Source organism: Conexibacter woesei DSM 14684, assembly GCF_000025265.1.
GTDB lineage: Bacteria > Actinomycetota > Thermoleophilia > Solirubrobacterales > Solirubrobacteraceae > Conexibacter > Conexibacter woesei.
The window spans coordinates 1,425,272-1,445,594 of the sequence record NC_013739.1 but is presented as its reverse complement, the minus strand read 5'-3'; the positions used below and the strand labels follow the sequence as shown (position 1 = coordinate 1,445,594).

25 protein-coding genes are annotated in these 20,323 nt (G+C 71.2%); 1 reads left to right on the top strand and 24 read right to left on the bottom strand.

What is annotated here, in order from left to right; all coding sequences use genetic code 11:
* Window positions 1–62 precede the first annotated feature (62 nt).
* From glmS to CWOE_RS06875, 5 genes are all read right to left on the bottom strand, one after another.
* A complete protein-coding gene (gene glmS / locus CWOE_RS06895; protein WP_012932857.1) occupies window positions 63–1,895 on the bottom strand; it encodes a glutamine--fructose-6-phosphate transaminase (isomerizing) in 1,833 nt (610 codons plus the stop codon).
* Between the two features lie 14 nt (window positions 1,896–1,909).
* Window positions 1,910–2,101, bottom strand: coding sequence for a hypothetical protein (locus CWOE_RS06890; RefSeq protein WP_012932856.1), 192 nt, complete (start codon window positions 2,099–2,101; stop codon window positions 1,910–1,912).
* Entirely contained in the window at window positions 2,098–3,399 is a 1,302-nt protein-coding gene (locus CWOE_RS06885; RefSeq protein WP_012932855.1) for a glycosyltransferase family 2 protein, read from the bottom strand. The genes CWOE_RS06890 and CWOE_RS06885 overlap by 4 nt, the downstream gene beginning before the upstream one ends.
* Window positions 3,399–4,700: a nucleotide sugar dehydrogenase gene (locus CWOE_RS06880; protein WP_012932854.1), complete on the bottom strand. Its 1,302-nt coding sequence runs from the start codon at window positions 4,698–4,700 to the stop codon at window positions 3,399–3,401. The genes CWOE_RS06885 and CWOE_RS06880 overlap by 1 nt, the downstream gene beginning before the upstream one ends.
* Window positions 4,701–5,060: 360 nt before the next feature.
* Complete coding sequence (locus CWOE_RS06875; RefSeq protein ID WP_012932853.1) at window positions 5,061–5,936, bottom strand: MerR family DNA-binding transcriptional regulator; 876 nt, start codon at window positions 5,934–5,936, stop codon at window positions 5,061–5,063.
* Between the two features lie 252 nt (window positions 5,937–6,188).
* Here CWOE_RS06875 and CWOE_RS06870 point away from each other — a divergent pair, with 252 nt between their 5' ends.
* Window positions 6,189–6,854, top strand: coding sequence for a TetR/AcrR family transcriptional regulator (locus CWOE_RS06870; RefSeq protein ID WP_012932852.1), 666 nt, complete (start codon window positions 6,189–6,191; stop codon window positions 6,852–6,854).
* Window positions 6,855–6,909: 55 nt separating this feature from the next.
* Here the strand turns inward: CWOE_RS06870 and CWOE_RS06865 are convergent, their stop codons facing one another.
* The 19 genes from CWOE_RS06865 to CWOE_RS06780 form a co-directional block, all read right to left on the bottom strand.
* A complete protein-coding gene (locus tag CWOE_RS06865) occupies window positions 6,910–8,262 on the bottom strand; it encodes a glycosyltransferase family 39 protein (protein WP_012932851.1) in 1,353 nt (450 codons plus the stop codon).
* 23 nt (window positions 8,263–8,285) lie between these two features.
* Window positions 8,286–10,340, bottom strand: coding sequence for an NAD-dependent DNA ligase LigA (gene ligA, locus CWOE_RS06860; protein WP_012932850.1), 2,055 nt, complete (start codon window positions 10,338–10,340; stop codon window positions 8,286–8,288).
* The gene (gene surE / locus CWOE_RS06855; RefSeq protein WP_012932849.1) at window positions 10,337–11,155 is read right to left on the bottom strand and encodes a 5'/3'-nucleotidase SurE; all 819 of its coding nucleotides are present in this window, start codon (window positions 11,153–11,155) and stop codon (window positions 10,337–10,339) included. The genes ligA and surE overlap by 4 nt, the downstream gene beginning before the upstream one ends.
* Window positions 11,152–11,937 carry a tRNA pseudouridine(38-40) synthase TruA gene (gene truA / locus CWOE_RS06850; protein WP_012932848.1) on the bottom strand — a complete coding sequence of 262 codons (786 nt, stop codon included), beginning with the start codon at window positions 11,935–11,937 and terminating at the stop codon, window positions 11,152–11,154. The genes surE and truA overlap by 4 nt, the downstream gene beginning before the upstream one ends.
* Before the next feature lie 107 nt (window positions 11,938–12,044).
* Window positions 12,045–12,398, bottom strand: coding sequence for a 50S ribosomal protein L17 (gene rplQ, locus CWOE_RS06845; protein WP_012932847.1), 354 nt, complete (start codon window positions 12,396–12,398; stop codon window positions 12,045–12,047).
* Between the two features lie 24 nt (window positions 12,399–12,422).
* On the bottom strand, window positions 12,423–13,424 hold the full coding sequence (locus tag CWOE_RS06840; RefSeq protein WP_012932846.1) for a DNA-directed RNA polymerase subunit alpha: 1,002 nt from the start codon (window positions 13,422–13,424) through the stop codon (window positions 12,423–12,425).
* Window positions 13,425–13,613: 189 nt separating this feature from the next.
* The gene (gene rpsK, locus CWOE_RS06835; protein WP_012932845.1) at window positions 13,614–14,012 is read right to left on the bottom strand and encodes a 30S ribosomal protein S11; all 399 of its coding nucleotides are present in this window, start codon (window positions 14,010–14,012) and stop codon (window positions 13,614–13,616) included.
* 1 nt (window position 14,013) lies between these two features.
* Window positions 14,014–14,394, bottom strand: coding sequence for a 30S ribosomal protein S13 (gene rpsM, locus CWOE_RS06830; RefSeq protein ID WP_012932844.1), 381 nt, complete (start codon window positions 14,392–14,394; stop codon window positions 14,014–14,016).
* 1 nt (window position 14,395) lies between these two features.
* Window positions 14,396–14,509: a 50S ribosomal protein L36 gene (gene rpmJ, locus CWOE_RS31870; RefSeq protein WP_012932843.1), complete on the bottom strand. Its 114-nt coding sequence runs from the start codon at window positions 14,507–14,509 to the stop codon at window positions 14,396–14,398.
* A 173-nt stretch (window positions 14,510–14,682) separates the two neighbouring features.
* Entirely contained in the window at window positions 14,683–15,456 is a 774-nt protein-coding gene (gene map, locus CWOE_RS06825) for a type I methionyl aminopeptidase (RefSeq protein WP_012932842.1), read from the bottom strand.
* Complete coding sequence (locus CWOE_RS06820) at window positions 15,453–16,118, bottom strand: adenylate kinase (protein ID WP_041731792.1); 666 nt, start codon at window positions 16,116–16,118, stop codon at window positions 15,453–15,455. The genes map and CWOE_RS06820 overlap by 4 nt, the downstream gene beginning before the upstream one ends.
* Before the next feature lie 94 nt (window positions 16,119–16,212).
* Complete coding sequence (gene secY / locus CWOE_RS06815; RefSeq protein ID WP_012932840.1) at window positions 16,213–17,484, bottom strand: preprotein translocase subunit SecY; 1,272 nt, start codon at window positions 17,482–17,484, stop codon at window positions 16,213–16,215.
* 14 nt (window positions 17,485–17,498) lie between these two features.
* Window positions 17,499–18,011: a 50S ribosomal protein L15 gene (gene rplO, locus CWOE_RS06810; RefSeq protein WP_012932839.1), complete on the bottom strand. Its 513-nt coding sequence runs from the start codon at window positions 18,009–18,011 to the stop codon at window positions 17,499–17,501.
* A complete protein-coding gene (gene rpmD, locus CWOE_RS06805; RefSeq protein WP_012932838.1) occupies window positions 18,008–18,193 on the bottom strand; it encodes a 50S ribosomal protein L30 in 186 nt (61 codons plus the stop codon). The genes rplO and rpmD overlap by 4 nt, the downstream gene beginning before the upstream one ends.
* Complete coding sequence (gene rpsE, locus CWOE_RS06800) at window positions 18,190–18,783, bottom strand: 30S ribosomal protein S5 (RefSeq protein ID WP_012932837.1); 594 nt, start codon at window positions 18,781–18,783, stop codon at window positions 18,190–18,192. Before rpsE ends, rpmD begins: the two co-directional genes overlap by 4 nt.
* A 39-nt stretch (window positions 18,784–18,822) precedes the next feature.
* Window positions 18,823–19,176, bottom strand: a complete 354-nt coding sequence (gene rplR, locus CWOE_RS06795) for a 50S ribosomal protein L18 (protein ID WP_012932836.1) — start codon at window positions 19,174–19,176, stop codon at window positions 18,823–18,825.
* Window positions 19,173–19,706 (bottom strand): 50S ribosomal protein L6, encoded by a 534-nt coding sequence (gene rplF, locus CWOE_RS06790; RefSeq protein ID WP_012932835.1) that lies wholly within the window; start codon window positions 19,704–19,706, stop codon window positions 19,173–19,175. Before rplF ends, rplR begins: the two co-directional genes overlap by 4 nt.
* Before the next feature lie 7 nt (window positions 19,707–19,713).
* Entirely contained in the window at window positions 19,714–20,121 is a 408-nt protein-coding gene (gene rpsH / locus CWOE_RS06785; protein ID WP_012932834.1) for a 30S ribosomal protein S8, read from the bottom strand.
* Between the two features lie 12 nt (window positions 20,122–20,133).
* Window positions 20,134–20,319 (bottom strand): type Z 30S ribosomal protein S14, encoded by a 186-nt coding sequence (locus CWOE_RS06780; protein ID WP_012932833.1) that lies wholly within the window; start codon window positions 20,317–20,319, stop codon window positions 20,134–20,136.
* Window positions 20,320–20,323: the final 4 nt, after the last annotated feature.

The following is a 20,323-nucleotide window of genomic DNA, read 5'->3' as shown; positions in this document are numbered from 1 at the left end:
GGGCGCTCCGGCTGTCAACAGAGCGGCCCCGAGCACGCCCGCTGCGATCGTTCCCCGCGCCGTCATTCGACCGTCACCGTCTTGGCGAGGTTGCGCGGCCGATCCGGGTCGAGCCCGCGCGCGCGGGCGATCCCGTAGGCGAGCAGCTGCAGCGGCACGATCGCCGGGACCGGCGACAGCAGCACGTCGGTCGGCGGGATCAGCACCAGCTCGTCGGCCTCGTCGGCGATCGAGCCGGCGCAGCCCTCGGTCGCGATCGCGAGCACGTGCGCCCCGCGCGCCCGCACCTCCGCGACGTTCGAGCGCAGCTTGTCGAGCACCGGCGACTCGGTCGCGACGCAGATCACCGGTGTCCCCTCGCTCAGCAGCGCAATCGGGCCGTGCTTCATCTCCCCGGCGGCGTAGGCGTCAGATGGCACGTAGGCGATCTCCTTCAGCTTCAGCGCTCCTTCGAGCGCGACGGGCAGGCCGACGTGGCGGCCGAGGAAGAGGAAGAACGGCTCCTCCGCCCACCGCTCGACGGCCCGCGCGACCGGCGCGGCCGCCGCCTCCTGCGCCTGGGCGACGACGTCGGGCAGGCGCTCGACGCCGTCGGCCAGCAGCGCGGCGCGCGCCGGTTCGAGCACCCCCCGCGCCACGCCGGTGCGCAACGCCAGCCCGGCGAGCGCGGCGATCTGCGTCACGAACGTCTTCGTCGCCGCGACGCTCACCTCCGTGCCGGCGTCGGTCAGGATCGTGCCGTCGGCCTCGCGCGTGATCTGCGACCCGGGCACGTTCGTGAGCCCGAGCACGTGCGCGCCGCGCTCGCGCGCCAGCCGCAGCGCGCCGAGCGTGTCGGCCGTCTCGCCCGACTGCGTGATCCCGAGCACGACGTCGCCGGGACCGACGTCGGGATCGCGGTGACGCCACTCCGACGCGACGTCGACCTCCGCCCGCAGGCCGCCCCAGCTCTCCAGCAGGTAGCGCCCGACGAGCGCCGCGTGGTGCGAGGTGCCGCAGCCGACGAACGACACGCTGCGGGCGCCCGCGAGCGTCTCCCACGGCGCCTCGCCGATCGCGTGCGCGGCGCTCTGCGCACGCAGCGTGCGGCGGAGCGCCTGCGGTTGCTCGCCGATCTCGGCGAGCATGAACGACTCGTGGCCGGCGTGGGACGGCCGCACGCGGGCGGCCTCCAGCTCCAGCCAGCGCGGCCGCACGACCGCACCGGCGGCGTCGACCACCTGCGTCGAGCCGGCCTCGGCGACGGCGATCTCGTCGTCCTCGATCGCGTGCGCGCCGTGCAGGTCGTCCGGCAGGCCGACGAGCGCGGAGCCGAAGAAGCGCTCGCCGTCGCGGTGGCCGACGACGAGCGGGCAGGCGCGGCGCGTCCCGACGAGCACGCCCGGCTCGGCCGCGCTCGCGGCGACGAACGCGAAGTGGCCGTCGAGCCGGTCGAGCGTGGCGCGCACCGCGTCCGCGAGCCCGCGGTCGAGCGCGCGGCCGACGAGGTGGGCGACGACCTCCGCGTCGGTCTCCGACGCGAACGCGGCGCCGTCGGCGCGCAGCTCGTCACGCAGCTCGACGTGGTTCTCGACGATCCCGTTCAGCACGATCTGCACGCGGTGCCGGTCGTCGCCGAGCGGATGGGCGTTGCCCTCGCTGACGCGGCCGTGGGTCGCCCAGCGCGTGTGACCGATGCCCGCCGTCGCCGCACTCAGCGCGGCCTGCCGTGGGTCCCCGGCGACCGCGCCGCGCAGCGCGGCGATCCCGCCGACGCTGCGGACGCGCACGAACGCGCCGCGGACGGGCACGGCCACGCCCGCGGAGTCGTAGCCGCGGTACTCCAGCCGCTCCAGCCCGTCGAGCAGCAGCTCGACGCACGGGCGGTGGCCGACGTATCCGACGATGCCGCACATGGCGCTCGCCTCCTCTATCGGGTAGTGGGGTCGGTTGGGGCGGTGCTGGTGGATGCGGGTCGCGGCGCGACCTGCTCGCTGCCGCCGCGCAGCTCGTCGAGCCGGCGCTCGACCGACGGCACGATCAGCGGCGAGATCGCGACCAGCGGCAGCGCGCTGAGCGGCACGAGCAGGAACGCGAGCGTGCGGTGCAGGCGGCGTCTCACGAGCCGACCTCCAGCGCCGGCTGGCCCGCCGTCGCCGGCCGTGTCCCCCACGACGTGCTGCGCGCCGTCAGGATCGCCCAGTACGTCTGCCAGAGCATGAAGCAGAGGTAGAAGAAGCAGAACGCGATCCCGTAGACCCAGCGCGGGTCGTAGCGTCTGCGGCAGGCGACGTAATAGAGCCCGTACGCGACGGCGAGCATGTAGATCCCGGCGAGGTAGACGAGCGGCGCGCCGCGGCCCTCGACCAGCGGCAGCCACACGATCGCCCGCACGGCGACGATCGGCGCGACCAGCGCGATCGCGATCCCGACGTACGCCGACAGCGCCGCGACCGGGTACTTGCGCCAGACGAAGCGCGCGAGGATCAGCGACTCGCGCGTCCACGACCGCTTCCAGCGCAGCTGCTGGCGCAGGAACTGCCGCATCGTGTGGGGCACGACGGTGTGCGAGACGGCGTTCGCCGCGTAGCGGACCTTCCAGTCGCGCAGCACGACGTTCGTCAGCGCGCGGTCGTCGCCGAACGTCGCCGGCGAGCGCAGGAACGTCTGGTGCTCCCACCAGTCGAGGTGCGGCAGGATCGCGTCGCGGCGGTACGCCGCGAAGCAGCCCGAGCAGCACGTCACGCAGGCGAAGATCGACTCCGACGCCTTCACGACCTGGAACGCGACGAAGTAGCGCACCACCTGCATCCGCGTCAGCCACGAGTCGTCGACGTTGGCGACGTCGGCGTGGCCGCAGACGGCGCCGACGCCCGGCTCCGCGAAGCCCTGCACGAGCTTGTGCAAGGCGTCGGGGTCGAGCGAGCTGTCGGAGTCGACGAACGCGAGGATCTCTGCGTCGGTCGCGCGCATCCCGGCCGCCATCGCCGCGCGCTTGCCCTGGTTGCGCCCCAGCTCGATCACCCGCACCCGCGGCGACTCGGCCGCGACCTCGCGCATTCTCGCGAGCGTCTCGTCGGTCGAGCCGTCGTCGATCGCGACCAGCTCCAGCTTGTCGACCGGGTAGTCGAGCGCGAGCAGCGAGCGCAGCGAGCGGGCGACGACCGCCTCCTCGTTGAACGCCGGCATCACGATCGCGACGTGCGGCTCGTGCCCGACGTCTCTCGGCGGTCTGTAGGGGATCGACAGCACGAAGCGGCTGACGATGTAGCTGACGACGACGAGGCCGTAGATCGCGAACAGCGCGTCGCCCGCGACCTCGTCGAACCACAGCCCGTGGTACGCGACCGCCAGCGCCAGCAGCAGCGCGAGGTACGCCGCCGCGACGACGCGCATCGCGTGGTCCGCCCAGTTGGCCATCAGACCAGCGTGCGGTTGCCGAACGGCAGGCGGTACGTCGCGTCGAGCACGTTGTCGCAGTCGGCCAGCCAGGCCCGCTCACCGCCGTGCAGCGCGGTCACGACGACGACGTCGAACATCCCGGCGGTCGGTCTCGGGACCGAGCGCAGGACGGTGCCGTCGGCGAAGCGCACTTGGGCGACGCGCGGGTCGTGGCAGGCGACGTCGACGCCCGCCTCGCGCAGCAGCTCCGCGATCTCCAGCCCCGGCGACTCGCGCGCGTCGGCGACGCCGGGCTTGTAGGCCATCCCGACGACGAGCGCGGTCGCCTCGTCCCAGCTGACGGCGCGCTCGCGCAGCAGCGCGAGCGCTCGCGCGGCAACCTGGCCGGGCCGCTCGGCGATCGCGATCATCGCCGCCTCGGCGATCGGCGCGCGCAGCCCGTCGCCGTGCAGCGGGTCGAGCAGGTAGTGGGGGTCGACGGGGATGCAGTGCCCGCCGACGCCGGGGCCGGGGTAGTGGGCGAGGAAGCCGTACGGCTTGGTCGCGGCCGCGTCGACGATCTCGACCGGGTCGAGCCCGAGGTGGGTGCTGACGCTCGCCATCTCGTTCGCGAACGCGAGGTTGACCGCCCGGAACGTGTTCTCGTAGAGCTTCGTCAGTTCCGCCGCCTCCAGCGAGGAGACCCGGTGGATCAGGCCGGCGGTCGGCTGAAGCAGCTCCGCCGCACGCTCCGCGCAGCGGGGTGTGGCGCCGCCGACGACGCGCGGCACGGTCCGCTGCTCGACGGTCGGGTCACCGGGCAGGATCCGCTCCGGCGCGAACGCGACGAAGACGTCCTCGCCGGCGTGCAGCTCGCGCTCGGCGAGCGGGTCGAGCAGCAGCTCGCGGGTCGAGCCGACGTAGGTCGTGGAGGTCAGCACGATCGTCTGCCCCGGCCGTGCGTTGGCGACGACGTTCGCGCATGCGGCGCGCAGCGCGCGGGGATCGGGCCGCCGCTGCGCGTCGACGGGCGTCGGGACGCAGACGATCACCGCGTCGGCCGCGGCGACCGCGGCCGGGATCGAGCTGAGCCGCAGCCCGCCGCCGTCGAGCGCGCCGCCAAGCCGGTCGGCGTCGCCGGCCGGCAGGTCGACGTCCGCCGCGCGGATCGCGACGAGCCGCTGCTCGCTGACGTCGATGCCGATCACCGGCGTGCCGGCGTCGTGCAGCGCGAGCGCGGTCGGCAGGCCGACATAGCCGAGTCCGACGACAGCGACGGTCGGCGCGGCCGGCGGTGCGAGCGGAGCCGGATCGACCGTGAGGGCACGTGCTTCTGGCATGGCAGAGCCTCCTGGAGCAAGGGCGGTGAGGGATCTGTGAGGAGAGCGGTCGGCCGGCGGTTGGCTGCGACGGCGCGACGCCGCCAATGAGTACTCGACGCTCCGCCGGCCTTTAGCGGGGGAGGGCCGCCTCACCCGTTCGCACGCTGCTCCGGCTTCCGGTCGACCGCCGCCGCCGCTGCCCTCAGCAGCCGCGCGGCGAGATCATTCGGGTGTCGCATGACCAACATGCGAACGGCTCCGACGCCGCCGTTCACGACCGCGTGGCGCCCCCGCGCTCTGGCTCCGGCGCCGCGCACCCGCACGCGCCGCTCAACCGCCGCGCGCGAGCCGCACGCGCCGCTCGCCCCGTCGCGCCGCTCAGCCGCCGACGGCCGGCGGCAGCTCGCCGCGGGCGGGCGCCGGCCACGGCTCGGGCTGCTCGCCGCGCGCGAGCTGGAGCAGCTGCCGGTGGGCGGCGAGCGGCGACGGCGCCAGCGGGTACGCCGCGGGCGAGCGCGACCGCGTCCTGCGCCGGTAGAGCGCGATCGGGCGCGGTACGGCCGCCCTCGCGACGTAGGCGAAGCGCGCGACGTCGTCGTCGGCCGCGCCGTCGCCGGCGAGCACGATCAGGCTCGGAGCGAACGCGTGGACGGCCGAGGCGAGCCCGCGCGTGACGCGGACCGGCACGGTCAGGCATTGTGCGCCTGCGCGCGTACAGAAGAGCTGGAGCGCGTGCAGGTGGACCGCGTCGACGTCCAGCTCATGCGCCGTCGCGTCGCCGACGAGCAGCCGGATCGGCCGCGCGTCCTGCGTCGCGAGCCGCCGCGTCCAGCGCAGCCAGTCCGCGACCCAACCGGCCGCGAACGCCCATTCGGCGCTGTCGTCGCCGTGGCGCGCGCCGACGTCCGCGAGCGCCGGCAGCAGCACCTCGTCGACGGCGCGTTCGAGCGAGCGGACGGCGAGCGCGCCCTCCGCGACGCGGGCCGCGCGGTCGGGGTCGAACGCGCACAGCGGCCCGACGAGCGAGGCCGCGTCCCACGTGTCGCCGCGTCGCACGCGCGAGATCGCCGAGGAGATCGACAGCCCCTGTTCGAGCGCGTCGCGCAGCGCGACGATGTCGGCGTGGCGGTAGAGCCGGTGGCCGCCGGGCGAACGATCCGGGCGCGGGAAGCCGAAGCGCTGCTCCCAGGCGCGCAGGGTGCTCGGGCTGACGTTCAGCCGCTTGGCGGCTTCGCGGACCTTGAGGTGCTCCACGGACGTCGGCTCAGCGAGCTGGCCACGGGCAAGCAAGGCGCGCCCACAGTGGGAAGAGAGAAGTCACGGGCTGCACGAGACCAGGAGTGTATGGCGCATTCAGTTCGTACTAATCCAGAGATTCGTACAACTTTGGCGCAACCGCGCACAAAAGCTGCTCAAACCTGCTGAAAGCTCCCGGACCCTGCCTATCATCTGTGCTTGGCGTGTCGCCGCTGATCCGGGCGGGCGCCGACGGGCGAAGCACCCTCAATGAGCGCCGATCCGACAACCACATCGCGGCAGCCGGCCGGACGGCGGTCCCATCCCCGTCGGGGCGGTGCCGCGCAGATCCCCGCGGCCGTCTGCCTCGCGACGACGGAGCTGCTCGCCGAGCAGCCGCTGGCGAAGCTCACCGTCAGCGGGATCCTCGCGCGGTCGGGCGTCTCGAAGACGAGCTTCTACTACCACTTCGCCTCCAAGGAGGCGGTCGTCGCCTCGCTCGTGGAGCAGATCGCGGAGGAGCTCGACGCGCAGGTCGCGGCGCTGCCGAGCCGCGAGTTCGGCGCACGCGAGGCGATCCGCGGCGCGCTGTCGGCCGGCTTCGGCCTCTGGGACGCCCATCGTCCTGTCCTGCTCGTCGTCCAGGCCGCCGCGCGGGCGCCCTCGCCACTCGGCACGATCTGGCAGACGCTCGTCGAGGAGCGCTACGTGCGCCCGTTCGCCGAACGTGCGCGCTCGGCGCAGGCGGCCGGCCGGCTCGCCGCGGAGTGCGACCCGCTCGCGCTCTCGCGCGCGCTGCACTGGATGACCGAGCATGCGCTCTACGCGCACATCGCCGGGCTCGACCGCACCCCGCCCGACGTGACCGCCGAGGCGCTGGCGCACGTGTGGACGACGAGCCTCGTCGGCGCGCCCGCCGGCGCGCCCGCCGACTGAGCGCGCCCGCCGGCCGAGGGCACCCGCCGGCTGAGCCCACCCGCCGGCCGAGCGCTCAGCTCTCGACCGCGATCAGCCCGAAGATGAACGCGGCCGCGTAGCCGGCCGCCAGCACGACGACGAGCGCCGGGCCGAGCCAGTCGCCGCGGGTGCGCAGCTCCGACGGACGCAGCGCCAACAGGCAGACGAACAGCATCAACGGGTCGAAGTACTTCTGGTACGGCAGCCGCGTCGCGAGCTGCGCGGCGAGGAACGTCCCGAGCACGAGCACGGGCAGCGAGCGGACGCCCTCGCGCCGCACGCCGAGCGCGGCGACCGCGCAGCCGAGCGGGACGAGCAGCCAGAACGCCCACGCTGTCCCCAGCAGCTCCGGCCCGCTGCGCGCGACGCGCCACAACCAGCCCTCGTCGCCGGTGCCGTAGGCGAGCGGCGCGATCAGCAGCAGCACGACGCCGCCGCCGGCCCCCAGCGCGCCCGTGCGCACCCATGAGCCGACTGCCGCGCCGTGCGCGCGCAGGCCGAGCACGGCCTGCCGGCCGTACAGCAGCGCGCCGTAGACGCCGAGCACCGCCAGCGCGAACACCGGCGCTCGCAGCGGCGAGGCGTCGCGCCAGCCGAGCCGTCCGTCGTCGGGCGTGCAGATCCCGCACGAGGCCGGATCGCCGCCGGGCGGGACCGGCCCGTTCCATGCGTACAGCAGCGCCGCGAACGGCAGCACCGCCAGCGCGAGCAGCCCCAGGCCCTCGGCCGCCCGCCGCCGGTCATCCCACAGCTCCAGCAGCAGCACGACGAACGCCAGGCCGCAGAGCCAGACGTAGCTCTGCCGTGTGAGCAGCGCCAGCCCGATCCAGGCGCAGGCGGCCGCGTACGTTCCGAGACCGCCGCCGCGCCGGAACGCGAGCAGCCGCTCGATCGCGAGCAGCCCGAGCAGCAGCGCGGGGTTGTCGGTCCCGAGGATGAACGACTGCCCGAAGACGTACGGCGAGAAGGCGAAGACGGCGGCCAGCGCAACGGCCGGGTAGGCGGCGAGGCCGGAATGGCGCCGCAGCAGCCGGTAGACGACGAGCGCGGCGGCGTAGGAGCAGACGACGCCGATGATTCGCAGGCTCCAGTAGTCGAGCGTCGTCAGCTCGCCCCAGACAGCCGCGAGGAGGTGATAGAGCGGCGTCTGCGCGGCCGGGTAGTCGACCAGGTCGACGCCTGGCAGCTGGTGGGCGAACTGCCGGATCGTCGGCATGTGGTAGGTCCACTCGTCGCCACCGTGGTACGTCGGCATCGTCGCGACGAGCCCGCGCAGTGCCGCGACCGTCACGAGATACGGCAGCGACAGCAGCGCGGCGACGCGCCAGCGCGTCGGCACGCGGCTCCACCACTCCATCCGGCTCCCCCGCATCACCTCCGTCGGCATGCTCGTCTCAACGCAGCCGATGGTCAGGTGTTGCGCAAATCGTCCTCCGCACCCGCATCACCCGCTCCGCGCAGCAGCGCCTCCAGCCCGTCCTCGTCGAGCACCGGGACTCTCAGCCGCTCAGCCTTCTCCAGCTTCGTGCCGGCTCTCTCGCCCGCGACGACGTAGTCGGTTCTTCTCGACACCGACGAGGTCACGCGCCCGCCGGCGGCGAGGATCCGCTCGGTCGCCTCCTCGCGCGTCAGCGTCGGCAGCGTGCCGGTCAGCACGATCGCCTTGTCGGCGAGCGGACCTTCGCCGGGCGGCGGGCCGTCCTCCTCCATCCGCACGCCGTGCGCGCGCAGATCGTCGATCACGGCGCGCAGATGCTCGTCGCGCAGCTGGTCGTGGATCAGCCGGCCGACGATCGGGCCGATCCCCGGCGTCGCGGCGATCTCCTCGGCAGAGGCGGCCGTGAGCGCGTCGATCGTGCGGAACCGCTGCGCGAGGCTGCGGCCGGTGACCGAGCCGACCCCCTCGATCCCGAGCCCGAACAGCACTCTGCCGAACGGCCGCTCCTTCGAGGCGGCGATCGCCTCGACCGCGTTTCTCGCCGACACCTCGCCGAAGCGGTCCAGCTGCATCAGCTGCTCGGCGCTCAGACGGTAGTAGTCGCCGGGCGTTCTCAGCAGGCCGTGCTCCATCAGCACCGACACCTGCTTCTCGCCGATCCCGTCGACGTCCATCGCCCCGCGCGAGACGTAGTGCTGGAGCAGCTGCCAGCGGCGCCCGGGGCAGTCGCGGTTCGGGCATTTCGTGAAGACGCCCTCCCCCTTCACCGTCGGCGTGTCGCAGACCGGGCATCTGGCGGGCGGTCGCGGCACCGGCGCGCGGTCGCTGCGCTCGGCGACGTGCGGCGCCGGCGAGAGCACCTGCGGGATCACGTCGCCGGCGCGCAGCACGATCACGTCGTCGCCGGGACGAACGTCCTTGCGCGCGAGGTCCTCCTCGTTGTGCAGCGTCGCGAGCTTGACCGTGACGCCGCCGACGTGGACCGGCTCCAGCACCGCGAACGGGTGCAGCGTGCCGAACTTGCCGACGTTCCACATCACGTCGTGCAGCTGCGTGACCGCCGTCGTCGGCGGGAACTTCCACGCGATCGCCCAGCGCGGGTCGCGCCCGACGACGCCGAGGCGCCGCTGCAGCTCGACGTCGTCGACCTTCACGACGACGCCGTCGATCTCGAAGTCGAGCGAGCCGCGCCGCTCCTGCCACCGCTCGCAGCGTGCCACGACCTTCTCGGCCGTTCTGATCCGTCTGATCTCGTCGTTGACGGGGAAGCCGTGCGCTCTGAGCCACTGCAGGCTCTCCCAGTGGGTGCTGAACGAGATCCCCTCCGTCTCGCCGATCCCGTAGCACCACATCGACAGCGGCCGCTCGGCGGCGAGGCGCGAGTCGAGCTGGCGGATCGTGCCCGCGGCGGAGTTGCGCGGGTTCATGAACGTCGATCTGCCCTCCTCCGCGCGGCGCAGGTTGAGCGCCTCGAAGTCGGCCAGCGACATGTAGACCTCGCCGCGCACCTCCAGCCAGGCCGGGGCACCGTCGATCTGCTGCGGGATCTGCTCGATCGTGCGGATGTTGTGCGTGACGTCCTCGCCGATCTCGCCGTCGCCGCGCGTGACGCCGCGTATCAGCGTCCCGTTCTCGTAGTGCAGCGACATCGCGAGCCCGTCGACCTTCGGCTCGACGACGTACTCGAAGCGCGGGTCCTCGATCCCCTCGCGCGCGAGGTGGGCGCGCATCCGCTCGACCCACGCCAGCAGCTCCTGCTCGCTGCGCGCGTTCGCGAGCGACAGCATCCGCCGTCTGTGTCTGACCTTTCTCAGCTCCGAGACGACCGCGCCGCCGACCCGCTGGGTCGGCGAGTCCGGCGTGAGCAGCTCGGGATGAGCGGCCTCGAGCGCGCGCAGCTCGTCGAGCAGCGCGTCGTAGGCGTCGTCGCCGATCTCGGGGTCGTCGAGGTCGTAGTAGCGGTGGCCGTGGTAGGCCAGCTCTCTGCGCAGCACGGCTGCGCGCTGCGCATCAGGCCCCGCGCTCACTCGACTTCCCGCGCGGCGGGCGCGATCAGGCTGGCGAGGTCGTAGCCGCGCAGCGGCTCCAGCCCCGCGTGACTCGTCAGGTCGAAGTGGATCGGCGTGACGGAGATGCGCCCGGCAGCGACCGCGGCGATGTCGGTGCCGGCGTCGTCGACGAGGTCCTGCGCGTCGCCGTAGATGTGGAAGCGGCGACGGCGCGGGTGGGCCTCGTCGGCCAGCTCCAGCACGTCGCGGTAGAAGCGCTTGCCGAGCCGCGTGACCTCCGCTCCGTCCGGGTGCATACCGGGGACGTTCACGTTCAGCAGCGTGCCCGTCTCGAACGGGACGGAATCCAGCTCCTCGACGATCCGCGCGGTGAACGCCGCCGCGGCGGAGAAGTCGAACCGCTCACCCTGGCGGAAGTCGGTCTCGCGCGCGGTCGACTGCTGCGAGACGGCGATCCCAGGCAGCTGCAGCAGCAGCGCCTCGAACGCCGCCGCGACGGTGCCCGAGTAGGTCACGTCGTCGCCGATGTTGAGGCCGTGGTTGATGCCCGAGACGACGATGTCGGGCATGAAGCCCTCGACCAGCCCGAGCCGCGTCAGCCGCACGCAGTCGACGGGCGTGCCGTCGGTCGCGTAGCCGATCGTCCCGTCCTCGAAGTCGACCTCCTCGACCCACAGCGGCCTGCGCGTCGTGATCGAGCGCGCGGTCGCGGAGCGGTTGCCGTCTGGGGCGACGACGAGCAGCTCGATCCCGGGCAGCTCGACGAGCGCGCGCCGCAGCGCGTTGATGCCCTCCGCCTCGATGCCGTCGTCGTTGGTCAGCAGTACCTTCATCGTCTGTCCCATCGTATTGAGCCGTCCGGCCCCAGCACGCGGAGCCCGTCATATCCGACGCCGGCGAGGTACAGGCCGTGCGGCGGCGCGGTCACGCCGGCCCGGTCGCGCGGCGCGCCGTCCAGCAGCGCGGTGAACTGCTCGACGCTGCGGCGCTCGCCGGCGACCTCCAGCATCGTGCCGACGAGCACCCGGTTCATGTTGCGCATGAAGGCGTCGGCCTCGATCGAGAACTGCAGCATGTCGCCATCCGCGCGCCAGGAGGCGTGCATGACCTCGCGCTGGAAGCGAACGTGGTCGGTCTCGGTTGGCGTGAACGCGGTGAAGTCGTGCGTGCCGGCGAGCGCGGCGGCGCAGGCGTCGAGCGCGTCGCGGTCGAGCCGGTGCGGCCACCAGAGGGCGCGTCCGCGCTCGTGCGCGCTGCGCGAGCGGCGCACCAGCACGCGGTAGCGGTAGGCGCGGCTGGTGGCGTCGTGGCGCGCGCTGAACCCGGGCGGGGCCGGACGCGCGTCGATCACTGCGACGTCGTCGGGCAGCAGCGCGTTGAGGCGGTGCGGGGCGGCCGGCGGTCCCTCGTAGGAGGCCTCCTGCGCCCACGCGTGGACGCCGGCGTCGGTGCGGCCGGCGACCGTCAACCCGACGGCGTCACGCCGCAGCACCGTCGCGAGCGCGCGCTCGAGCGCGTCTTCGACGGTGCGCCGGCCGGGCTGTCTGGCCCAGCCGGCGAAGTCGCGGCCGTCGTACTCGAGCGTGAGTCTGGTGACGTGCGCTGTGCTCAACACGCCACCCGTTCACATCCGGAAGAACGAGCCCGTGAAAACCTCGCCCTAGGGGCTCGGTTTCCATTGGCGAGTTCTTCCAATCTGATCCAGGGCCGCAGGCCGCCGGATCAGACGAGTTCGAGGAAGACCATCTCGGTCGAGTCTGAGCGACGCGGGCCGAGCTTGAGGATGCGGGTGTAGCCACCCGGACGCTCCGTGTAACGGGGCGCGATCTCCTCGAACAGCTTGTACACGGAGTACTTGTCCTGGCCGAGCGCGGAGAGAGCCTGGCGCCGAGCGTGGAGGTCACCGCGCTTCGCGAGCGTGATGAGCTTCTCCAGCTCGGGCTTGACGGCCTTCGCCTTCGTCTCGGTGGTTCTGATCCGCTCGTGCGCGATCACCTCTTTGCAGAGGTTCGCGAGCAGCGCCTTCCGATGAGCGGAGGAGCGGCTGAGCTGGTAACGCTTTCGCTGGTGACGCATGGGATCGGTGAGCCTACCGGGTCGTTAGTCCTGGCGCAGGTGGAGCCCGCGCCCTTCGAGCGTCTCGATGACCTCGTCGATCGACTTCTTGCCGAAGTTCGGGATCGCGTTCAGCTCGTTCTCGGTCTTGGAGATGAGGTCGCCGACGGTCTGGATGCCCGCGCGCTTGAGGCAGTTGTACGAGCGCACGCCCAGCTCCAGCTCCTCGATCAGGATGTCGTCCATCGCGTTCGCGGGACGGCCGCCGGGGCCGGCACCGTGCCCGCCCACGCCGCCGACGCCGCCACCGGCGAGGCCGGGCTCGAGCGCGCCGAGGCCCCCGGTGTCGCGCAGTTCGATGACGCGGTCAGCGTCGGTGAAGATCGCCAGCTGCGAGATCAGGATCTCGGCCGCCTCGCGCAGCGCGGCGTGCGGGTCGATCGAGCCGTCGGTCTCGATGTCGAGCGTCAGCTTGTCGTAGTCGGTCTTCTGGCCGACGCGGGCCTGCTCGACCGCGTAGGCGACGCGACGGACCGGCGAGAAGATCGAGTCGATCGGGATCACGCCGATCGGCTGATCGGGCGACTTGTTCTCCTCGGCCGGGCGGTAGCCGCGGCCGCGGCCGATCGTCAGGTACACCTCGAGCTTCGTCTTCTTCTCGAGCGTCGCGATGTGCGCGTCCGGGTTCAGGATCTCGACGCCGGAGGGCAGGTCGATGTCCTTCGCGGTGATGTCGCCGGGGCCCGTGACGACGAGCGGGGCCTCGATCTCGGTCGCGTCGGAGTGCATGCGGCAGACGATGCCCTTGAGGTTGAGGACGATGTCGGTCACGTCCTCCTTCACACCCGGAATCGTGGAGAACTCGTGCGCGACGCCCTCGATCCGCACGCTCGTGACCGCGGCGCCAGCGAGCGAAGAGAGCAGGACACGGCGAAGCGAGTTGCCGAACGTGTAGCCGAACCCGCGATCGAGCGGCTCGATCGTGAAGGAGCCGCGGTTCTCCTCAACGGTCTCAGTGGTGATTCGGGGGACTTGAAAGTCGAGCATCGGGGTCGGTTCCTAACGTCGTCGTGTCGTGAGCGCCGCCCGCCGCGGGGCGGTCATCCGAGCGTCGCGGGGCCGGAGAGGCGGCCCGGCGACGGAACAAGGCTTACTTCGAGAGGGGCGCAGCCAAGGGGATGGTGCGGGACGCCAGCAGGCACTCAGCGCTGGAGCCGCGGACCATTCCCCGGCCCCTCAGACCCGCCGCCGCTTCCGGGGACGGCAGCCGTTGTGCGCCTGCGGGGTGACGTCCTTGACGCCCGTCACCTCGAGGCCGGCGGCCTGCAGAGAGCGAATCGCGGTCTCGCGGCCGGAACCGGGGCCCTTGACGAAGACCTCGACCTTCTGAAGGCCGTGCTCGATGCCCTTGCGCGCAGCCGCGTCGGCGGTCACCTGCGCGGCGAACGGCGTCGACTTGCGCGAGCCCTTGAAACCGGCGCCGCCGGCGGACTCCCACGCGATCACGTTGCCCTCGCGGTCGGTCAACGAGACGATCGTGTTGTTGAAGCTCGTCTTGATGTGGGCCTGACCGACCGGGATGTTCTTGCGAACTCTGCGCCGGCCGCGCTGCGGACGCTTCGGAGCTGGACTCACGTTACTTCTTCCCCGCCTTCTTCTTGCCGGCCACCGACATACGCTTCGGACCCTTGCGCGTACGCGCGTTGGTCTTGGTCTTCTGCCCGCGCACGGGCAGGCCGCGACGATGGCGCAGACCGCGGTAGCAGCCGATCTCCATCAGGCGCTTGACGTTCTGCGAGCGCTCGCGCCGGAGGTCGCCCTCGACGGTCAGCGAGTCGATCTCGTCGCGCAGCTTGCCGACCTCGTCCTCGGTCAGGTCGCGCACGTAGGTGTCGGGGGAGATGCCGACCTTCGCCAGCAGCTCGTTGGATCTCGACCGGCCGATCCCGTAGATGTACGTGAGACCGATCTCGACGCGCTTGTTCAGCGGGATGTTGATGCCTGCGATACGAGCCATGTCAGCCCTGCCGCTGCTTGTGACGCGGGTTCGAGCAGATGACCAGCACGCGGCCGTGGCGGCGAATGATCTTGCACTTCTCGCACATCGGCTTGACCGACGGTCGTACCTTCATGATCCCTTTCGGCTGATTCCAATCGACTCGGCTCTGGCAGCCGTGGAGGCTCCCGCTACCGCGTCGAGGACGAAGCACGCGCGAAAGCCGTGCGGTTCCGAGCGCGACGGTGGATGGTACCAAACACGCGAGAAGGACCTCGCGTCGAGGTGTCGAGGCGGGTCCGGCGAGAGTCAGGCCGCGGCCTGCTCGCCGTTCTCGTGCCACGGTGTCAGGACGCGGGGCCCGTCGCCCGTGATGGCGATCGTGAACTCGAAGTGGGCGGCGAGCGAGCCGTCCTGCGAGTAGATCGCCCAGTGGTCGTCGGCCATCCGCACCTGATGGCGGCCGGCGGTGACCATCGGCTCGATCGCGAGCACCATGCCCTCTTCGAGCAGCGGCCCGCGGCCGGCCGGACCGTAGTTGGGGATCTGCGGGTCCTCGTGCATGTCGCGGCCGATCCCGTGGCCGACGAGCGAGCGGACGATCGACAGCCCCTCCGCCTCGACGTGTCTCTGGATCGCGTTCGAGACGTCGCCGAGGCGATTGCCCGGCTTGCAGTGCGGGACCGCCGCCATCAGCGAGCCCTCGGTCGTCTCCAGCAGCTTGCTGGCGATCGCCGAGACGGGGCCGACCGGGAACGTGCGTGCCGCGTCGGCGACCCAGCCGTCGTAGACGACGCCGACGTCGACGGACAGGATGTCGCCGCGCTCGAGCTTGTAGGGACCGGGGATCCCGTGGACGACCATCGAGTTCGGCGAGGCGCAGATCGAGCCCGGGAAGCCGCGGTAGCCCTTGAACGCGGGCGTCGCGCCCTGGGAGCGGATGAACTTCTCGGCCGCGTCGTCGAGCTCCTTCGTCGTGACGCCTGCGCGGACCTTGCCCTCGAGCAGGTTGAGCGTGCGGACGAGGATCGCCCCCGCCGCCGCCATCTTGTCGATCTGCTCCGGTGTCTTCTTGACGATCACAGGTCTTCTTCGAGCCGCAGCGTGGCGAGCACCGCGCGGATGTGGTCGTGGACCTCGGTCGGACTGCGGGTCCCGTCGACACGGCGCAGCAGGCCCTTGTCGTCGTAGTACGAGATCAGCGGCTCGGTCTCACGATGGTAGACCTCGAGGCGCTTGCGCACGACGTCCGGTCTGTCGTCGTCGCGCTGGATCAGGCGCGAGCCGTCGATGTCGCAGCGGCCCTCGTGCTTCGGCGGGTCCGTCTCGACGTGGTACGGCCGGCCGGTCTTGGCGCTCACGCGCCGCCCGGTGATCCGTCTGACGAGGTCGTCGTCGGGGACGTCGATCAGCAGCACGGCGGTGATGCGGCGGCCGAGTCTGTCGAACGCCTCGCCGAGTGCGTCGGCCTGCGCGCGGTTGCGCGGGAAGCCGTCGAGGATGAAGCCGTCGCGGCTGTCGTCGGCGCTGATGCGCTCGACGATCAGGTCGATGACCAGCTCGTCCGGCACGAGGTCGCCGGCGTCCATGTACGCCTTGGCGGCTCTGCCGAGCTCGGTGCCGTCCTTGACGGCGGCACGGAGGATGTCGCCCGTGGCGACGTAGGGCAGGCGGAAGTCGTCCTGGAGACGAGCGGCCTGGGTGCCCTTGCCGGCCCCCGGAGGGCCGAAGAGGATGAGGTTCAGCTCACGCACGAAGGCGGAACTTACAGGATGCGGACGCAGGCGGCTCCCAGGTTCGGGCGCCACGCGGTCCGGGGGCCGCGAGGGCCCCCGGGCTTCATCTGAGGAAGCCCTCGTAGTTGCGCATCATCAGCTGCGCCTCGAGCTGTTTCATCGTGTCGAGCGCGACGCCGATGACGATCAGGATCGACGTGCCACCGAAGAAGAAGTTGGCGTTTGTCTGGTTGATCAGGATCGTCGGGCCGGCCGCCACGAGCGCAAGGAAGATCGCCCCCGGGAACGTGAGGCGAGCGAGGATGCGGTCGAGGAACTCGGCCGTGGGCCGCCCTGGTCGTACCCCTGGGATGAAGCCGCCGTAGCGTTTGAGGTTGTCCGCCTGTTCCACCGGATTGAACGTGATCGCGGTGTACATGTACGTGAACAGGATGATGAAGACCGCTTCGCCGACGAGATAGGCCCAGCCGGACGGCGAGAAGAAGTTCGCCATGTCGTTGGCCCATGGGCTGTTGATCAGCTGGCCGATCGTCGGCGGGAAGGCCATGATGCTCGCGGCGAAGATGACCGGGATGACGCCGGCCATGTTCACGCGCAGCGGCAGGTAGGTCTGACCGCCCTGCGTCATCCGCTGACCGATCACGCGGCGGGCGTACTGCACCGGGATTCGGCGCTGGCCTTCCTGGACGAAGACGATCGCGGCGATGATCGCGAGCGCGAGGAACGGCATCATCACCTTGAAGACCGGGTCCGGGCTCGTCCACCAGGCGCGGACGCCCTGCGGGAAGCCCGCGACGATGCTCGCCATGATCATCAGCGAGATGCCGTTTCCTATGCCGCGCTGGGTGATCAGCTCGCCCATCCACATGACGAGCATGCAGCCTGCGGTGAGACAGATCGCGATCAGCATCACCTTGGCGAGCGTGAAGTTCTCGATCACGGAAGCGCCGGCCGACTGCTGGAAGGAGCGGAAGAGGAAGACGTACGCTATGGACTGGGCGAACGCGAGTCCGACCGTCAGGTAGCGCGTGTACTGCGTGATCCGCTGCTGCCCGACCTCGCCCTCTCTCTGCAGCCGCTCGAGCGACGGCACGACGACCGTCAGCAGCTGGAGGATGATCGAGGCGGTGACGTACGGCATGATCCCGAGCGCGAACAGCGCGATGCGGGAGAGACCGCCGCCGGAGAAGAGGTTCAGGAAGTTGAGGATGCCGCCGTTGGAGAAGTTTCTCTGGATCTCCTCCACGGCCTCCGAGTTGATGCCCGGAGCCGGGATGTGCGATCCAAGGCGGTACAGGGCCAGAAGAAGCGCCGTGAAGGCGAGCTTCTTCCGGATCTCCGGGACCGTGAACGCGTTCAGAATCGTCGAGAGCACGGCCCCGGGGTCCTTTAGCCGTCGAGGAGCTGAGCGGTACCGCCGGCGGCCTCGATGCGCTCACGCGCGGCCGCACTGAAGGCATTGGCATGCACCGTCAGCGGCTTGGTGATCTCGCCCTTGGCGAGCACCTTGACCGCGATACCTCTGCGGGTCGCAAGGCCCTTGGCGCGCATCGCCTCGAGCGTGACCTCGGCGCCGGACTCGAAGCGCTCATCCAGGTCGGCCAGGTTGACCGGCTGGGTGTGCGTCCGGAACATCTCGAACGGCATCGACTTCTTCATGTGCGGGCCGCGCAGCTTGCGCATCCGCATGTGAATCGGCATCTGGCCGCCCTCGAAGCGAGCGCGATCCTTCGAGCCGGAGCGCGAGCCCGCGCCCTTCTGGCCGCGACCGGCGGTCTTGCCGAGGCCGGAGCCCTCACCGCGGCCGACGCGCTTGCGCGGCTTGCGGTGACCCGGAGCGGGTCTGAGGTTGTGGAGGCCGATGCGCTCCTCGCGCTCGGCCTCTTCCTTCACAGGGCTCATGCAGCTTCCTCGACCTTGACGAGATGACGGACGGCATGGACCATCCCGCGCATCTGCGGGGAGTCCTGCTGCTCCACCGTGTGGCCGATCTTGCGCAGGCCGATCGAGCGGAGCGTGTCGAGCTGACGCTGGTTGGCGCCGTTGCGCGACTTGGTCTGGGTGATCTTCAGCGTGGTGCTCATGCGTTGGTCTCCGCACCCGCCCCGACCGGCTCGTCGGTGTTCTCCTCGGTCAGATCCTCGGCGCCTTCGCCGGCCGGCTGCAGGCCGAGCACCGCGTTGACGGACAGGCCGCGCAGCTCGGCGACCTCTTCCGGGCGGCGCAGCGACTCGAGGCCGGCCATCGTCGCCTTCACGAGGTTGATCGGGTTCTGCGTGCCGAGGCTCTTCGACAGGATGTCGTGGATGCCGGCGAGCTCCAGCACCGCGCGCACGCCACCGCCGGCGATGACGCCGGTACCGGGCGAGGCGGGCTTGAGCAGCACGCGGCCCGAGCCGAAGATGCCGAGCGTCGGGTGCGTGATCGTGGAGCCGTGCTTCGGGACGCGGATCAGGTTCTTCTTGGCGCGCTCGACGCCCTTCTGAATCGCGACCGGAACCTCGTTCGCCTTGCCGTAGCCGACGCCGACGATCTCGCGCTCGTCACCCACCACGACCAGCGCGGTGAAGGAGAAGCGACGGCCGCCCTTGACGACCTTCGCAACACGGTTGATCTCGACGACCCGCTCTTGCAGGTCGTAGCCGGAGGCTGATACGGAACGGTCGATGGCCATGGGGTCCTAAGGTAGCGGGTGAGACGGGTCAGACGCCACTTAGAAGGCGAGGCCGCCCTCCCGGGCGCCCTCCGCGAGTGCCTTCACGCGGCCGTGGTACTGGTAACCGCCGCGGTCGAACACCACGGTCTCGACGCCGGCGGCCTTCGCGCGCTCGGCGAGCAGCTCGCCGACACGGCGAGCCTGGTCGGTCGAGCGCAGGTCGCGCACGCCGTCCTCGGTCCAGTTGACGGCGGCGAGCGTGTGACCGCGATCGTCGTCGATGAGTTGGGCGCTGATGCCGCGGTTGGAGCGGAACACCGAGATGCGCGGACGCTCGGCGGTGCCGGCGACCTTCGCGCGCACGCGCCGGCGGCGCTTGAGGCGCTTCGTGGGCTTGCTGAGAACGGTCATGCGCGCTTACCGACCTTCCGGGCGACGTACTCGCCCTCATAACGGATGCCCTTGCCCTTGTAGGGCTCCGGCTTCCGCTGCTTGCGAATGTTCGCGGCGACCTCGCCGACGAGCTGCTTCGAGATGCCCTTGACCGTGATTCTGGTCGGGATCGGGACCTCGAACTCGATGCCGTCGGGCGCCTTGATCGGGACCGGGTGCGAGTAGCCGAGCGCCAGCTCGAGGTCTCTGCCCTTGAGCTGGGCGCGGTAGCCGACGCCCTGGATCTCGAGTCTCTTCTCGTAGCCGTTGGTCACGCCTTCGACCATGTTCGCGACGAGCGAACGCGTGAGGCCGTGCAGCGCACGGTGCTCGCCGCGGTCCGTCGGGCGCGTGACGACGATCTCCTCGCCGACCTGCTCCACCGTGATGTCGCGGTGGACGCGCTCGAACAGCTCGCCCTTCGGGCCGTTGACGGTGACGCGCTCGGGCTCGATCGCGACGGAGACGCCTGCGGGGACGGGGATGGGCTTCTTGCCGATACGACTCATGGCAGCCTCACCACACCTTCGCCACGACCTCGCCACCGACGCCCTCGCGGCGCGCCTCGTGACCGGTCATGACGCCCTTGGACGTCGAGATGATGGCCGTGCCGAGGCCACCCTGGATCTTCGGGATCTCGCCGGCGCCGACATACGTCCGCTGGCCCGGGCGCGACACGCGCTGGATGCCCTGGATCACGGGACGGCGGTTGCCCGTGTACTTCAGCTTGATCTTGATCTGCTCAGCCGGATGCTCGGCGTTGGCCGCTTCGAGCTCGTAGCCCTCGATGTAGCCCTGCTCCTTGAGGATGCGGGCCAGCTCGCGCTTGAGCTTGGACGACGGGATCAGCACGGTCTCGTGCGAAGCCCGCGCGCCGTTGCGAACGCGCGTGAGGAAGTCGGCGATGGGGTCGGTCATCGACATGCGTACACCGCCCTACCAGGAGCTCTTCGTCATACCGGGGATGTAGCCGTTGTGCGCGAGCTCGCGCAGGCAGATGCGGCACATCCCGAACTTGCGGTAGACCGCCCGCGGACGACCGCAGCGACGGCAGCGCGTGTATCTGCGCGTTCTGTACTTCGGAGTCCGCAACTGGCGGACGCGCTGTGAGGTCTTCGCCATGAAG